Source organism: Stutzerimonas stutzeri SDM-LAC (genome assembly GCF_000235745.1).
GTDB classification, from domain to species: domain Bacteria; phylum Pseudomonadota; class Gammaproteobacteria; order Pseudomonadales; family Pseudomonadaceae; genus Stutzerimonas; species Stutzerimonas stutzeri_H.
The window spans coordinates 1-16,054 of record NZ_AGSX01000055.1 but is presented as its reverse complement, the minus strand read 5'-3'; the positions used below and the strand labels follow the sequence as shown (position 1 = coordinate 16,054).

At 62.9% G+C, this 16,054-nt stretch carries 12 protein-coding genes and 2 pseudogenes; 5 read left to right on the top strand and 9 right to left on the bottom strand.

Going from position 1 to position 16,054, the window contains the following annotated elements:
* Positions 1 to 309: pseudogene (locus PSTU_RS0106640) on the top strand (DEAD/DEAH box helicase); the annotation flags it as partial.
* 5 nt (positions 310 to 314) lie between these two features.
* On the opposite strand, the gene PSTU_RS0106635 reads toward PSTU_RS0106640, so the two are convergent.
* The gene (locus PSTU_RS0106635; protein WP_019340258.1) at positions 315 to 548 is read right to left on the bottom strand and encodes a hypothetical protein; all 234 of its coding nucleotides are present in this window, start codon (positions 546 to 548) and stop codon (positions 315 to 317) included.
* A 184-nt stretch (positions 549 to 732) separates the two neighbouring features.
* On the opposite strand from PSTU_RS0106635, the gene PSTU_RS0106630 reads away from it, so the two are divergent.
* Positions 733 to 2,064, top strand: coding sequence for an erythromycin esterase family protein (locus PSTU_RS0106630; protein ID WP_019340257.1), 1,332 nt, complete (start codon positions 733 to 735; stop codon positions 2,062 to 2,064).
* A gap of 3 nt (positions 2,065 to 2,067) precedes the next feature.
* Positions 2,068 to 2,745, top strand: a complete 678-nt coding sequence (locus PSTU_RS0106625; protein WP_019340256.1) for a phosphoribosyltransferase — start codon at positions 2,068 to 2,070, stop codon at positions 2,743 to 2,745.
* A gap of 6 nt (positions 2,746 to 2,751) precedes the next feature.
* On the opposite strand, the gene PSTU_RS21815 is transcribed toward PSTU_RS0106625, so the two are convergent.
* The 6 genes from PSTU_RS21815 to cysM all read right to left on the bottom strand — a co-directional run bounded on the left by PSTU_RS21815 (position 2,752) and on the right by cysM (position 9,379).
* Positions 2,752 to 2,907, bottom strand: coding sequence for a hypothetical protein (locus PSTU_RS21815; RefSeq protein WP_019340255.1), 156 nt, complete (start codon positions 2,905 to 2,907; stop codon positions 2,752 to 2,754).
* 238 nt (positions 2,908 to 3,145) lie between these two features.
* Positions 3,146 to 3,685 (bottom strand): DUF2058 domain-containing protein, encoded by a 540-nt coding sequence (locus tag PSTU_RS0106615; RefSeq protein ID WP_019340254.1) that lies wholly within the window; start codon positions 3,683 to 3,685, stop codon positions 3,146 to 3,148.
* Positions 3,686 to 3,793: 108 nt separating this feature from the next.
* Complete coding sequence (gene mazG, locus PSTU_RS0106610) at positions 3,794 to 4,624, bottom strand: nucleoside triphosphate pyrophosphohydrolase (protein ID WP_019340253.1); 831 nt, start codon at positions 4,622 to 4,624, stop codon at positions 3,794 to 3,796.
* A gap of 120 nt (positions 4,625 to 4,744) precedes the next feature.
* Positions 4,745 to 6,991 (bottom strand): GTP diphosphokinase, encoded by a 2,247-nt coding sequence (relA, locus tag PSTU_RS0106605; RefSeq protein WP_019340252.1) that lies wholly within the window; start codon positions 6,989 to 6,991, stop codon positions 4,745 to 4,747.
* Positions 6,992 to 7,090: 99 nt separating this feature from the next.
* Positions 7,091 to 8,446, bottom strand: coding sequence for a 23S rRNA (uracil(1939)-C(5))-methyltransferase RlmD (rlmD, locus tag PSTU_RS0106600; protein WP_019340251.1), 1,356 nt, complete (start codon positions 8,444 to 8,446; stop codon positions 7,091 to 7,093).
* Positions 8,447 to 8,479: 33 nt separating this feature from the next.
* On the bottom strand, positions 8,480 to 9,379 hold the full coding sequence (cysM, locus tag PSTU_RS0106595) for a cysteine synthase CysM (protein ID WP_029404647.1): 900 nt from the start codon (positions 9,377 to 9,379) through the stop codon (positions 8,480 to 8,482).
* Positions 9,380 to 9,665: 286 nt separating this feature from the next.
* Here cysM and PSTU_RS0106590 point away from each other — a divergent pair, with 286 nt between their 5' ends.
* Positions 9,666 to 11,462 (top strand): gamma-glutamyltransferase family protein, encoded by a 1,797-nt coding sequence (locus PSTU_RS0106590; protein ID WP_019340249.1) that lies wholly within the window; start codon positions 9,666 to 9,668, stop codon positions 11,460 to 11,462.
* An 85-nt stretch (positions 11,463 to 11,547) separates the two neighbouring features.
* On the opposite strand, the pseudogene PSTU_RS20535 reads toward PSTU_RS0106590, so the two are convergent.
* Positions 11,548 to 14,300: pseudogene (locus tag PSTU_RS20535) on the bottom strand (response regulator).
* Between the two features lie 127 nt (positions 14,301 to 14,427).
* Complete coding sequence (locus PSTU_RS0106580; protein WP_019340248.1) at positions 14,428 to 15,054, bottom strand: trimeric intracellular cation channel family protein; 627 nt, start codon at positions 15,052 to 15,054, stop codon at positions 14,428 to 14,430.
* Between the two features lie 123 nt (positions 15,055 to 15,177).
* On the opposite strand from PSTU_RS0106580, the gene PSTU_RS0106575 reads away from it, so the two are divergent.
* The coding region (locus PSTU_RS0106575) for an HTH-type transcriptional regulator ArgP (protein WP_019340247.1) at positions 15,178 to 16,054 on the top strand (877 nt) is incomplete at its 3' end.

Below are 16,054 nucleotides of genomic sequence, written 5' to 3'. Positions count from 1 at the left end.
CGCGCAGGCGACCCGCCTGCCAGTCTTGAGATGACGGTCGTCCCCGAGCCATTGCTGCTCGGCCCGTTTGCCCTGCAGCACGAGCCGGATCCGCACCCCACTCACCATGTTCTCGCCGGCCATCTTCACCCCGCGTTCCGCCTGCACGGTCGTGGTCGTCAGTCGTTACGCCTACCCTGCTTCTGTATCGGCGCGCGACTCAGCCTGCTGCCGGCCTTCGGCAGCTTCACCGGAATGATGGAAGTCGGCGCCGACCCGGGCCGGCGCCTGTTCGTGGCTGGAGATGATGGTGTGTGGCAGGTGGCCTGAGCGTATCAGGCCTGGGAAATACCGGTCACTGTGATGCCGAAACGCTGGGCCAGGCGGGTGGCGGGTGTCTGTTCGACGTCCGGGTCCATCTCGTAGGCATCATCCTCCCCGGCGTAGTCCTGCTCGGCTTTTTGGGTTACCAGCTCAACTGCCTCGTCTATATCCGGCTGGCGATCGGATTCAGTCCGCACAATGGAGGTGTTGCCGTCTTTGCTGTAAGCGATGATCCAGGTCGTCATAGGTGCCCCTCGTGTCTTAGCGCCTTCAGCGGAAACTTGCTCGCCGAAATTGGCGTCGCCTTGTTTAGAGACTAGTCCCTTGCATTCAGTTCTGCCGCCTGTGCTTGTTTAACCAGCCGCCGGACGGTCTGAACGGGGCAATCTGGCGTCGGTCATCCTTGAAAGCCGATCCGGAGACGAGACCATGATCCAATCGCGCCCACACCCTAAAGAGATGACCGAGGAGCAGTTGATCGAGTTGTTGCGCCGCAGCGCAACCGAATTGCCCGGCATTGAGGACCCTGCGTTTGCTGATGCCTTCGACCAGTTTGCAGATGCGCGGGTGGTGTTGATCGGGGAAGCCAGCCACGGCACTTCGGAGTTCTACCGAGCCCGAGCAGCCATCACCCGCCGATTGATCGAGCGCCACGGCTTTACCATCGTCGCGGCCGAAGCCGACTGGCCGGATGCGGCGAAGATCGACCGCTACGTGCGCCAGCAGCAACCTCCGGCCTGGGTCGAGGAAGGCTTCAAGCGCTTTCCGACCTGGATGTGGCGCAACCAGGAAGTCGCCGACTTCGCCCACTGGTTACGCGGCCACAACGATGCCCAGCCTGCCGAGCGGCGGGTTGAATTCCGCGGGCTGGACGTCTACAGCCTGGGCGCTTCGATCCAGGAGGTGCTCGGCTATCTCGACCGGGTCGACCCGGATGCTGCCGCGACCGCGCGGCGCCGATATGGCTGCCTTAGCCCATGGCACGACGAACCGGCAGCCTACGGTCACAACGTGATGCGCGGCGAACCGTCCTGCGAGGCGGTGGTAGTCGAACAGTTGCGCGCCTTGCTCGACCAGCGGCTCGAGTACATGAACAAAGACCGCAACAGCTTCTTCAATGCCGAGCAGAATGCCCGCGTCGTGCTCGCCGCCGAGCAGTATTACCGCGCCATGTACCAGGGCTCAACGGAGTCGTGGAACCTGCGCGACCGACACATGTTCGACACCCTGCAGGCCCTGCTGAAGCATCGCGGTGATGCCGCCAAGGCGGTGGTGTGGGCGCACAATTCGCACATTGGAAACGCCGCTTCGACCTCGATGGGCTGGGGCGGCGAATTCAATATCGGCGAGCTGTGTCGCACCGCCTTTGGCCGCGATGCGGTGCTGCTCGGCATGGGAACTGATCGCGGCGAAGTGGCAGCCGCCGACAACTGGGACGAACCCATGCAGATCAAGCAGGTTCGCCCGTCGCGCCCGGACAGCTGGGAGCAATTGTTTCTGCGTGCCGGGATGGCGGCCTCGCTGACCAGCTGGCGCGATGACGGGCCACTGCGCGAGGCGCTGGCACGCCCACGTCTGGAGCGCGCCATCGGCGTGATCTACCGTCCGGCCACTGAACGTCAGAGTCATTATTTTCAGGCCATACTTTCAGAACAGTTCGACGCACTGCTCTGGTTCGAACAGACCACGGCGGTCAAGCCGATCGGCCCGCAGCAGATCGACGACGAGAGCGTTCCGGATACCTACCCATTCGGAGAGTGAGCCATGCACGCCCTGATGCCCGAATCCCAACTGTTTCGTGATCGCACCCATGCCGGCCAGGAGTTGGCCGAAGCCCTGCAGCACCTGGCCGAAGCGCAGCCACTGGTACTGGCCCTGCCGCGCGGCGGGGTTCCGGCTGCCTTCGAGGTGGCTCGACACCTCGGCGCGCCACTGGATCTGGTGCTGGTGCGCAAGATCGGCGCACCCGGCAACGAGGAACTGGCGCTGGGCGCGGTGATCGACGGCGCCGAGCCGAAGTGGGTGATCAACCAGGAATTGCTCAACCAGATTGCACCGCCACCGAACTGGTTCGAGGAGGAGATGCAACGTCAGTTAACCGAGCTGGAACGACGCCGGCATCGCTACTGCGGCGAACGACCCGCCCCGGTGATCGCTGATCGTTGCGTCATCGTGATCGACGACGGTATCGCCACCGGCGCCACGGTTCGAGCGGCGCTGAAGGGGCTCCGGCAATCGAAGCCGAGCCGCGTGGTACTGGCTGTGCCAGTGGGTCCGCGGGATGTGATCGAGATGCTCAAAGCGGATGTGGAAGAGCTGGTGTGCCTGGCAATGCCTGAGCCGTTCATTGGCGTCGGGTGCCATTACCGCAACTTCGAGCAGACCAGCGACGAGCAAGTCGTCGACCTGCTCGCGCGGGCGGCTGGACAGCCGTCGTCATAGCGGCTGTCAGGCAACCGGATCTGGTGGCGGCTGATCAGGGATTGTCGGCTCGCCGGGTTCGCTCGGCAGGTCCGGCACGCCTGGCTCTTCGGGGTCACCTGGCACACCGTGGGCTTGCCAGCTGAGCGTTTCAATCTCGTCCGAATAACGTGTGGTTTCCATTTGAGTCCTCCTGCTGTAACCGAAAGCCCGGTCGGGCTACAGCAGTAGAGGTCCGGCAGGCGGCATAAATCCGTCCTTCCGTCGGGCACGAAGCACACCCGCCCCCGATCCGTAGGAGCCAGCTTGCTGGCGATTCATGGCGATGCCGAGCATCCTGATCGCGAGCAAGCTCGCTCCTACAAAAGGCAACAGCGTTAGGGTTGTTGAGCGTGCCGCCGCGCCCTCAATCAGTGGGCGCTTACCACATTAGATCATCAGGGATCTGGTAGGCGGCGTAGGGATCGTCTGCATCCGGCGCTTCGGTCTGGACGTTGAGCTGCACGATGCGGCGCGGGTCACGCTCCTGAATCTTCAGTGCCGCCTCACGCGGGATCACTTCATAACCGCCGCCATGGCGGACGATAGCCAGCGAGCCACTGGAGAGCTTGTCGCGCATCAGCTTGTTCACTGACAGGCGCTTGACCTTCTTGTCGTCGACGAAGTTGTAATAGTCCTCGGTGGTCAGCTTGGGCAGGCGGCTGCCTTCGATCAGTTGCTTGACCTGCGCTGTGCGGGCTTTCTGCTCGGCCTTTTCCTGCTGCTGACGGTTCAATTCCTGATCGCGGGCCTGTTTCTCGGCATGCGCCTTGAGCGCCGCATCGCGCTGCGAGGTGTCCTGCTCGGCCTGGCCTTTCTTCACCAGGCGCTGCTGTTTTTGCTGTTGTTTGCCGGCCTGTTTGGCCTGCTTTTCATTGACCAGCCCGGCTTTGAGCAGCTGATCGCGAAGGGAAAGACTCATGTGTCGGCTCGTCTCGTCGTGAATTCAAATTAGACGTAAGGGTGGATCAATCAGGACCCACCGAGCGGGTTCGTGGCACTGACAACTTCCACGATCAGGCTCCGGTTATCAACCACAGGTCGGTATCTTTTCGGCTTTCTTGGCCTCGCCCCATAGCGCGTCGAGCGTCTCCAGGTCGCAATCTTCAATGGGCCGGCCGCTCTCTCGCAAGGCTTGTTCGATAAAGCGGAAGCGGCGTTCGAATTTGCGGTTGGCCGCACGCAAGGCGTTTTCCGGATCAACCTTCAGGTGCCGCGCCAGATTCACCGTGACGAACAGCAGATCGCCGATTTCCTCGCCAATGGCGTCGGGGTCGTTTTCGCTCATGGCTTCGAGGACTTCATCGAGCTCCTCACGCACCTTGTCCACCACGGGTAGCGCGTCCGGCCAATCGAAGCCGACCTGGGCAGTGCGCTTCTGCAGCTTGGCGGCGCGGCTCAAGGCGGGCAGCGCGCTCGGCACATCGTCGAGCAGCGACAGTTGCTCCGGCGCAGCGGCCTTCTCGGCGCGCTCCTCGGCCTTGATCTCCTCCCAGCGCTGCTTGATCTGCGTCTCGTCGAGGCGGGGCAGCTCGGGCGAGCCATAGAGGTCGCCATCGGGAAAGACATGCGGATGCCGCCGCAACAGCTTGCGCGTGATGCCGTCGACCACCGCATCGAATTCGAAGCGACCCTCCTCCTTCGCCAGCTGGCTGTAATAGACCACCTGGAACAGCAGGTCGCCCAGCTCACCGGGCAAGTGCTCGAAGTCGCCGCTCTCGATGGCGTCCGCTACCTCGTAGGCCTCTTCCAGGGTATGCGGAACGATGCTGGCGTAGTCCTGCTGCAGATCCCACGGGCAGCCATGCTGCGGATCACGCAGCCGTGCCATCAGGTGCAACAGGTCGTTGAGTTGGTACATGACGTTCCTCGGTGAATGCCTGAGATTGAAGCTGAGCCCAGTGTAGGGTGGATCGGGCCGCGTAGCTGACGCTTCACCCATCCACCGTGACGGGGCAGGCGGCACCGCTGGAGTACACCGTCACGTGGCTCTCTGGCGTTTCGCTTCGATGATATTGGGCAATTGCGAAATGCGACTGAGCAATCGGCCCAGCGCATCCAGCCCCGGGATCTCGATGGTCAGCGTCATCTGCGCCGTGCTGTCTTCCTTGTTCGAGCGGGTGTTGACCGCCAGCACGTTGATCCGCTCGTTGAGCAGGATCTGCGAAACATCGCGAAGCAGGCCGGAGCGGTCGTAAGCCCGGATGCTGATGTCGGCTGGATAGGTTTTTTCCGGGATCGGTCCCCAGCTGACCTGGATGATCCGCTCCGGCTCGCGGCCGGCCAGCTGCAGCACTGAAGCGCAATCCTGACGGTGGATGCTGACGCCACGCCCGAGGGTGATGTAACCGACAATCGGATCACCCGGCAGCGGCTGGCAGCAGCCCGCCATTTGCGTGAGCAGGTTGCCGACGCCCTGGATCTGCACATCGCCGCGCTTGCCCGGCTTGGTGCTGGTGGGGCGCCGTGGAATCAGTTCCAGCTGGTCGGCTGCGTGGCTGTCCGGCTCGACCAGTTGTTGCGCATGGTTGACCAGCTGCGACAGGCGCAAATCACCTGCGCCCAACGCGGCGAACATGTCTTCGGCCGTTTTCAGATTGGCCTTTTCCGCGAGCTTGTCGTAATCCACCGGCGGCAGATCGAGACGGCCCAGCTCGCGTTCCAGCAGTGCCTTGCCGGCAGCCACGTTCTGGTCGCGGGCTTGCAGCTTGAACCAGTGGACGATCTTCGCGCGCGAGCGAGAGGTAGTGATGTAGCCGAGGTTCGGGTTCAGCCAGTCGCGGCTCGGCGAGCCATGCTTGCTGGTGATGATCTCCACCTGCTCGCCGGTTTGCAGGCTGTAGTTGAGCGGTACGATGCGCCCGTTGATTTTGGCGCCACGGCAGTTGTGGCCGATCTCGGTATGCACGCGGTAGGCAAAGTCCAGCGGCGTGGCGCCCTTGGGCAGGTCGATGGCGTGTCCGTCGGGCGTGAATACATAGACCCGATCAGGCTCGATATCCACGCGCAGCTGATCGGCCAGCCCGCCGATATCGCCCAGCTCTTCGTGCCATTCGAGCACCTGACGCAGCCAGGAAATCTTTTCCTCGTAGTGGTTCGAAGTGCTCTTGACGTCCGTGCCCTTGTAACGCCAGTGCGCGCAAACGCCCAGTTCGGCCTCTTCGTGCATGGCCTGGGTGCGGATCTGCACTTCCAGCACCTTGCCCTCCGGCCCGAGCACGGCGGTATGCAGCGAGCGGTAGCCGTTTTCCTTGGGGTTGGCGATGTAGTCGTCGAATTCCTTGGGGATGTGCCGCCACAGGGTATGCACGATACCCAGCGCGGTGTAGCAGTCGCGGACCTCGGGCACCAGCACGCGAACGGCGCGAACGTCGTAGATCTGGCTGAATTGCAGGCCCTTCTTCTGCATTTTCCGCCAGATCGAGTAGATGTGCTTGGCACGCCCGTCAATCTCGGGGTGAATCCCGGTGGCGGTCAGTTCGTCCCTCAGTTGCTGGACCACGCTCTGGATGTACTGCTCGCGATCCAGCCGGCGCTCATGCAGCAACTGAGCGATCTGTTTGTATTGTTCGGGTTCGAGGTAGCGGAAGGACAGATCCTCCAGCTCCCACTTGATATGGCCGATGCCCAGGCGATGGGCCAGCGGTGCATAGATATCGAACACTTCCCGCGCGACGCGATGACGTTTGTCGTCATCGGCATTCTTCACTGCGCGGATGGCGCACGTCCGTTCGGCCAGCTTGATCAGCGCGACGCGCACGTCGTCGACCATCGCCACCAGCATCTTGCGCAGGTTTTCCACCTGGGTCTGGGTGCCCAGCACCAGCGACTCGCGCGGGTTGAGGCTGTCGCTGATGGCGGCCATGCGCAGCACACCCTCGATCAGCTTGGCCACCACCGGGCCGAACTGCTGGTGCACCTCGGCGAGCGGGATTTTGCCTTCGCGCACGCCACGGTAGATCACCGCGGCGACCAGGCTGTCCTGATCGAGCTTGAGGTCGGCGAGTATCTCGGCGATCTCCAGGCCAGTCTGGTAGCTGGAGGTACCTTCGCTCCAAAGATTCTGCACCGCGTTGGCCTGCTGCTCTGCCGCTCGGGCGAACTCGCAGGCCTGCTTGAGAGCATCGCGGTCGAGTGCCGGGTCCATTCCCAGCACGTGATCGAGCCAGCCATCGAGGTTGATGCTGCCGTCGGTGTTGATCGGCTGAAGCGCTCTGACCTGGACCATCTAATACCTTCCCTCTACGCATCATCTGCGTCGAATACGCCGACCTTCTAGGAGCCGGTCGGTTGAACCACAGGCCGATCGCCTGTCAAAAAAGTTGCGCTACGCAGGTCGCTCGAAGAGCGCCATGGCCTCGACGTGCGCCGTCTGCGGAAACATATCGAGCATGCCGGCCCGCTTCAGCTGATAGCCCTGAGCGATCAACTCGGCAGCATCGCGCGCCAGCGTTGCAGGATTGCACGAAACATAGACCACGCGCCGTGCGCCTAAAGTCGTCATCTGCCGCACGATTTCCAAGGCACCGTCACGCGGTGGATCGAGCAGGACCGCTGCGAAACCGTCTTTGGCCCACTCGGCGCCGGCAAGCGGCTTCGACAGGTCCGCCTGATAAAAGTGCGCAGTACCAAGACCGTTGTGCTCCGCATTGGTGCGGGCGCGCTCGACCATCTCGCCGACGCCCTCCACCGCCACCACCTGCGCACCAAGACGTGCCAAAGGGAGGCTGAAGTTGCCCAACCCGCAGAACAGATCAAGTACCCGCTCGCCCGCCTCCGGTGCCAACCAATCCAGTGCCTGCGCCACCATTGCCTCGTTCACCGGCGCGTTGACCTGAACGAAGTCACCGGGTCGCCACGCCAGTTCCAGATCCCACTTTGGCAATCTGTAACCCAGCGTATAACCCTGTTCCAACGGCTGCGGCGCGCCCTCACCCTGCAGCCAGAGCTGCACATGCTTAGCCTCGGCGAAGTCGCTCAGGCGTTGCAGATCTGGCGTGGCAAGCGCCGCCGTGTGGCGCACCAGCACCGCTTCGCTGGTTCCGCTGAACAATTCCAGGTGACCAATCGCCTGCGGCTTGTCCAACTCATGCAACACGGCCAACAGATCCGGCAACAGCATCTGCAAGGGCTGTACCAGTACCGGGCATTCGCGAATCGCGACGATGTCCTGGCTGACACTGGCGCGAAAGCCCACATCCAGCTGTCGTGCTTTGTTGTCCCAGCGCACGGCGAGCCTTGCGCGCCTGCGATAGCCAAACTCGGGCCCACTGAGCGGTGCCGCCCATTGCTGCGGCTCGACCGAGGCCACGCGGGACAACTGCTCGGCCAGGCTTCGTTGTTTCAATTCAAGCTGATCGGCCGCGCTCAGGTGCTGCAAATTGCAGCCGCCGCAGACCCGTGCATGCGGGCACGGCTCGGCGCGCCGCTGAGCACTGGCGGTCAGCACACGCTCGGTACGGGCTTCGACGATCTGGCTGCGCGCGTTGAGCACGCGCGCCTCGACCTCTTCCTCGGGCAAGGCGCCTTCAACGAACCAGGTGCGGTTGTCGTGAAAAGCGATGCCGCGGCCATCGTTGGCAAGCCGCTGAATACTCAGCCGCTGCTTCTTGCCGGTAGGAATCTGCGGCTTCTTCTCTCCACCGCTGGGCTGGAAGCGTAGACCGCCACTGCGCTTGGCCATCAGCAGGTTCCGCCATGCAGCGTCATGCCGTGATCATGGCTGGTCATAAATGCCCGTCGACAGGTAGCGGTCGCCGCGGTCACAGATGATTGCGACGATCACCGCGTTTTCGACTTCCTCCGACAGCCGCAGCGCCGCGGCCACCGCACCGCCTGAGGACACGCCACAGAAGATGCCTTCTTCGCGTGCCAGGCGGCGCATGACGTGCTCGGCCTCGTCTTGGGCCATGTCGACAATACGGTCGACGCGCTCGGCCTGATAGATCTTCGGCAGGTATTCCTGCGGCCAGCGGCGGATACCCGGAATCGCTGCGCCCTCCATGGGCTGCAAGCCGACGATCTGAATTGCCGGGTTCTGCTGCTTGAGGTAGCGCGACACGCCCATGATGGTGCCGGTGGTGCCCATTGAGCTGACAAAATGGGTGATGCTGCCCTGAGTCTGCTGCCACAGTTCCGGCCCGGTGCTGGCGAAGTGGGCCTCGGGATTGTCGCCATTGGCGAACTGATCGAGTACCTTGCCGCGCCCTTCGGTAGCCATTTTCACGGCCAGATCGCGCGCGCCTTCCATGCCCTCATCCTTGCTCACCAGAATCAGCTCGGCGCCATAGGCCGTCATCGCAGCCTTGCGTTCGGCGCTGGAGTTGTCCGGCATGATCAGGATGAACTTGTAGCCCTTGATCGCAGCGGCCATGGCCAGGGCGATGCCGGTATTGCCCGAGGTAGCCTCGATCAGCGTGTCGCCGGGCTTGATGTCGCCCCGGGCTTCTGCGCGGGCGATCATCGACAGCGCGGGACGGTCCTTGACCGAGCCGGCGGGGTTGTTGCCTTCGAGCTTCACCAGGATGGTATTGCTGGTTTCACCGGGCAGGCGCTGCAGGCGAACCAGAGGGGTGTTGCCGACGCAATCGGCGATGGTCGGGTACTGAATTGTCATGGCGTCGATGGACCGCACAGCCTTTGAGAGGCGCACATGATAGCGGCAACGACCCGCCGCGGGCAGACCGCAATACTCTGGCATCACTCAGCCAGGCGTTGCGAAACGTCTCCCCCTTATGCCGCACGGAACGCTGATTCGGCGCAGCAGGCAGACAAACGGCGCAACACGTCGAACGTACGACGATTTACCAACCGCAGCGATAAAGCTTGGCTAACCGAGGTCAGTGGTCTACGCCTGTAAATCAGTTACATATTTTCCTTCCGCCCCAGACAAGGAACATCCCATGCACGTCGGACGAGCCGCCCTGCTCCCCTCGATTCTGTTGTTCAGCCTCACTGCCTGTACTCAACCGGACGGCCCGTCCAGCGAAATCCCGCCTGCCCCGGAGGCGGCCAGCGGCTACTCGGCCAAGCCCGGTTGGGCACTGGAACGCTTTGCCGTTGCCGCCGCTAACCCGCTGGCAACCGAAGCCGGTTACGAAATACTCAAGGCTGGCGGCAGCGCAATGGATGCGGCCGTGGCAGTCCAGATGGTGCTGAGCCTGGTCGAGCCGCAATCCAGCGGGCTGGGTGGCGGTGCCTTTCTGCTGCATTGGGACGGTGAGCATATTGCAGCACTGGATGGCCGAGAGACCGCACCGGCGGCGGTCGATGAGCGACTTTTCCTGACTGCCGACGGCAAGCCGATGGCCTTTCTCGATGCCGTAGTCGGCGGTCGTTCGGTGGGGGTGCCCGGCGTGGTCAGGATGCTCGAGCGCGCGCACGACCAGTACGGCAAGTTGCCTTGGAAAGCCTTGTTCACGCCCGCCATCGAACTGGCTGAAAACGGATTCGAGGTCAGCCCACGCCTGCATGGCCTGCTGGCCAGCGATCCTGCTTTGCGCAACGATCCGCACGCGGCGTCGTTCTACTACCAGGCCGATGGCAAGCCGCTACCAATCGGCCATCGCCTGCTCAATCCCGCCCTCGCTGCGCTGCTCAAGGACATCGCCGCACACGGCAGCGAGGCGTTCTACACCGGCGCCAACGCAAGGTCGCTGGTTCTGCAGGTAAACACTCACCCGACCAATCCAGGCCGCCTCAGCCTGAACGATCTGGAGGGCTATCAACCGCGCCAACGCGACGCCATCTGCACGCTCTGGCAGAAGCGCTATCAGGTCTGCGGGTTCCCGCCGCCGTCATCGGGTCACATTACGCAGATGCAGATCCTCGGCATGCTGGAACAACTGCCACCGGTCCAGCCGCTCGACCGGGGGGTGCCCTCTGTCGAGTTCCTGCATCGCTACACCGAGGCTTCGCGGCTGGCCTATGCCGACCGCGCCAAATACCTGGCCGACCCCGATTTCGTGCCGGTGCCTGGCCGAACCTGGAACAGCATGCTTGCGCCGAGCTACCTCAAACAGCGTGCGGCACTGATCGGCCCGCGCAGCATGGGCACCGCCGAAGCCGGCGAACCCGGCGAGATGCCTGTCTCGTTCGCCCCGCAGGCGGCCCAGCCGGAATACGGCACCAGCCATATCAGCATCGTCGATACCGAGGGCAACGCACTGGCGATGACCACCACCATCGAGCAGGCCTTCGGTTCGCGCCTGCTCAACGATGGCGGCACCGGTCTGCCTGGCGGTTACCTGCTGAACAACGAACTGACGGACTTCGCCTTCGAACCCTACGACAAGCTGGGCCGGCAAGTGGCCAATCGGGTCGAACCGAACAAGCGCCCACGCTCAAGCATGAGCCCGACGCTGGTGTTCGACGCCACGGGCGAACAGTTCCTGGCGAGCCTCGGCTCACCGGGCGGCGCGGCGATCATCCACTTCACGGCGAAGACTCTGCTGGGCATGTATGACTGGGGGCTGGATGCCCAGCGCGCCATTGATCTACCCAACTTCGGCAGTTTCAACGGCCCCACAGTACTAGAAGCAGGTCGCTTCCCCGCCAGCACCGTGCAGGCCTTGCACGCGCGCGGTCATGAGGTCAACGAGGCTGAAATGACCAGCGGGCTGCAGGCCATTCAGCGAACTGACAGCGGCTGGTTCGGCGGCGCCGACCCGCGCCGCGAAGGCGTGGTGATGGGGGAATAGCCGCAACCGCAACTGCTAGGCAGCAAGCTGCGTTAAGCAAACGCCGTCTGCACGGCGCGGCTTGCCTGAAGCGTGCGGCTTGCCGCTAAAAGATCTTGGCTTCGATCTCCAACCGCTCGATGGCGCTGTCCAGCTCATCCAGTGCCTGGGTCGCGCTTGGGTGGTTCTGCTTGAGCAAGGTCTCGCTGCGCTCGCAGGCCGCCCGCAATTGCGGAACACCGCAGTAGCGAGTGGCACCGTGCAAACGGTGCACACGGTCGATGGTTGCCTGCCGGTCATTGGCTAGATGCGTCTCGCGAATGACCTGGCGATCATCTTCCAGCGAGGCCAGCAGCATGCTCAACATATCCGCGGCGAGGTCGGCTTTGCCCGCGGCCAGGCGCAGACCTTCTTCCGAATCCAACACCTTGAGGTTGTTTTCCAGCGGCTGCGCCTCGATTGGTGCAGCCACAAAGCTGCGCGCCAGCGGCAGGCCGGTCCATTTCAGAATGACCTGGGCCAACTGCCGCTCGCTGATCGGCTTGGTCAGGTAATCGTCCAGCCCACTCTGCAACAGCGAGCGCTTTTCGTTGGACAGCGCATGAGCCGTGAGCGCGACGATCGGCATCGGTGGCTGCGCACTTTCATTTTCCCAGCGACGAATCGCCTCGGTGGCCTGGCGCCCGTCCATGCCCGGCATCTGCACGTCCATGAACACCAGATCGAAGGATTTGAGCTTGATCGCTTCCAATGCCTCGGCGCCGCTGCTCACCGCCTCGACTTCGCCGCCCATATCGGTGAGCAGGGTTTCCAGCAGCAGCAGGTTGGCCGGGTTGTCATCGACACACAGCACGCGCGGCGGCCGGGTTTCCGATACGGCGATGCTCTCGATCGCCGTCTGTGGCGGACGCAGCAGATCGAGCAGCACCCGCTGCAACTTGCGGGTACAGGCCGGCTTGCTCTGCAGTTGGGCGTGGGTGTGCGATTCGGGCAGCGCCTCGTGGTACTGCGCCTGTTCGCTGGTCGGGCAGAGCACGATGCATTTACAGCCCAGCCCTTCGAATTCCCACAACCGCAGGCAGAGCTGTTGTGGCGCGATCTCTCGATAGGTCACGCCGAGCACGGCTATCTCGATCGGTGTATCGCTGGTATGCGCCTCAAACACCGCCGCCTGCAATTGATCCAGGCTGTCGAACGACAGCACGTCCATGCCGCAGCTTTCCAGCTGGTGCTGCAGGGCCTGACGGGCCAGCGGATGCTGCTCAAGCAAGCCGACCTTGCGCCCGAGTAACGCGGCCTGTGGCAGATCCTCGATGTCGTCACGCGCTTTGGGCAGGCTCAGGCTGATCCAGAATTCGGAGCCTTCTTCCGGAATGCTGTCGACGCCGATTTCCCCGCCATCTGCTCGATAAGACGCTTGGAAATCACCAGACCGAGGCCAGTACCACCGGGTTGGCGCGACAGCGAGTTGTCCGCCTGGCTGAACGCTTGAAACAAGGCGCGCAGGTCCTGATCGGTCAGCCCGATGCCGGTGTCCTGCACGCTGATGCGCAGCTGCGCGCGGTCGGCGCGCTCATCCTCGACCATCGCGCGGACGATCACGGTGCCTTCATTGGTGAACTTGATGGCATTACTGACCAGGTTGGTCAGCACCTGCTTGAGCCGCAGCGGATCACCGACCAGCGACAGCGGTGTGTCGCGATAGACCAGGCTGACCAGCTCGAGATGCTTCTGGTGCGCCGCCGGGCCGAGGATGGTCAGGGTGTCCTCGATCAGATCGCGCAAGTTGAACGGAATGTTGTCGAGGACCAGCTTGCCGGCTTCGATCTTGGAGAAATCGAGAATCTCGTTGATGATTCCGAGCAGGCTGTCGGCGGATTTCTCGATGGTCGACAGGTAGTCGTGCTGCCTGGGCGTAAGATCACTTTTCTGCAGCAGATGGGTAAACCCAAGGATGCCGTTGAGCGGCGTGCGGATCTCATGGCTCATGTTGGCCAGAAACTCGGACTTGATCCGGCTGGCCTCCAGCGCCTCCTTGCGTGCCAGATCCAGCTCGATGTTCTGGATCTCGATGGTCTCGAGGTTCTGCTGCACGTCTTCGGTGGCCTGGTCGATGCTCTGCTGCAACTCTTCACGGGCCGCCAGCAAGGCTTCCGCCATGCGGTTGATGCCTGCCGCGACTTCGTCCATCTCGTGGCTGCCGAGCGGAGGCAAACGCGTCTCCAGGTGACCATCCTTGAGCTGCGCTACCGCCACCTTGACCTTGTGCAGCGGCTTGCTGATGGCCGTACTCATGCGCAGCGCCAATAGCGCGGTAATGATCAGCCCTGCGCCAATCAGCAACAGGCTGGCAAACAGGCTGCGGTAACCGCGCAACAGCGTGCCTTGATGCGACAGCTCCAACTCCAGCCAGCCAATCACGCGGAGGTCGTTTTCCGGGTTGTCTTCGGCGAGATTCAGGTGCTTGCCACGCACCGGCAGGAGGATGCGTGTGGTGTCGACGCTGCTGACTTGGGTCAGCGCCTCGGGATCGGTTGGCGGCGACGGGGTGATCATGTTCGGCCCGGCATGGGCCTGCAAATTGCGCTCGGGGTCGAGGATGGACACCGCACGCACGTCAGGCTGATCCAGCACCTGGTTGAGAATACGCTGCAGCCGCTTGCCGTAGCCCTGCGCCATGGCTGGGGCCGCCAGCGGTGCCAATTGTTCGGCGATCAGCTGGCCGCGCGCATCGAGCTGATGGCGCATCTCCGACAGCTGCATCCAGGTGAAGTAAATACCAAGCGCCACGGCCAGGACTGTACTGGGCAACAAGATCAGCACCAGCACGCGACTCTTTATTCCCAGGTCTTTCAGCACGGTTCCATTCCCCTTGGTAGGCCGGCCGCTAGTGTAGCGGCTCACCGGGCGGGAATCAGCATGGCTGCGCCTTAGGGTGATGGAGTGCTAGATCGTCAGCCGGGTTCAGACGTGGAAGCGCAGCGGGTCAGTCCAGGCCGCGAATATCGCGACCCTGGAAATCCGGAAGCTTCCAATGGAAGGTCATCGCCAGCACCCGGAACAGGAAACCGGCACAGAGCGTAGCCAGCGAAGCAATTGAATTGCCCACCCCCAACCACAGCAACCCGACATACAGCAGGCCGGTAAACAGCGCGACCGTTGCATAGAGCTCGCGCTGCAGCACCATCGGCACCTCGTTGCAGAGGATGTCGCGCAGCAGCCCGCCGAAGACGCCGGTGATCACGCCGGCCAGCACGACGATCACCACGTGTGCGCCCATTTCCATCGCCACGCCGCAACCAATCACCGTGAACGCCACCAGGCCAAGGCCGTCAACCAGCAGAAACACCTGCCGCAGGTGATGCATGTGCCGCGCAACCATCGCCGTGACGATGGCCGCACCAACGGTAAAACCGAGGTACTCGGGATGAGCGATCCAACCCACCGGATAGTGCCCGAGCAGCACGTCACGCGCCGTGCCGCCACCCAACGCGGTGACAGTGCCGAGCAGGCAAATGCCGAACAGATCCATGCCGCGACGCATGCCCATGATGGCGCCGGACATGGCTTCTGCGGTAATCGCGACAAGGTAGATGATGTGCAGCAGGGTCACGGCGCGACTCCAAGTAGGAAGAAAAGCTGAAAGGCCCGCGATTATGGGGCACACTCGCAAATAATTGGCGTAGCTAAGGAAATTTAGGCTATACCAACATTTACTTAATCTGAGGCCCGGCCATTGAATCTCGATCCCAAGCAGACCGAAGCCTTCCGTACCGTGATCAGGACTGGCAGTTTCGAACAGGCCGCCCTGCGCCTGCACCTGACACCGCCGGCGATCTCGCAGCGGGTGCGCGCCCTGGAAAGTGCGTTGGGCAGCGCGCTGGTGGTACGCAGCCGACCTTGCCGCCCGACAGAAACCGGCCAGCGTCTGATGCAATACCTCAAGCGCGCCACACTGCTGGAAGCGGATCTGATGGCCGAGCTCGCCGAGCGCAGCGATGCCCCGCTGGTGGTCGTAGCCGCGCTCAATGCCGACAGCCTGGGCACCTGGTTCTTTCCGGCACTGGCCGACGTATTGATCCGCGAGCGCGTGCTGCTGGACCTCACCGTCGAAGATCAGGACCACACCTACAGCCTGCTGGAAACCGGCCTTGCCATTGGCTGTATCAGCACCGAGCCCAAGCCCATGCGCGGTTGTACGGCCAAACCGCTGGGTAGCATGCGCTATCGCCTGGTGGCATCCGCCGCGTTTCGCCAGCGGCACTTCGCCAATGGATTGAGCCGTAACGCCGCGCGCAAGGCGCCGGTAGTCGCCTACACACGCAAGGACAGCCTCACTTCGTCGTTCCTGCTTCGCCAACTGGGTCTTCCGGAAGGCGCCTACCCCTGTCACTACGTGCCCGGCTCCGAGCCCCGCTTCAGTGCAATCCGCTGCGGGCTGGGCTATGGCATGGTGCCGGAGCTGCTATTGCACGATGCACTGGCTCAAGGTGAAGTGGTCGATCTGGCCGCGGACACGCCAATGGATATTTCGCTGTACTGGCATACCTGGAAGGTGCAATCGCCGCGGATGGAACACCTGTCCCGGCAAATCGTCGAAGCCGCACCGAAAA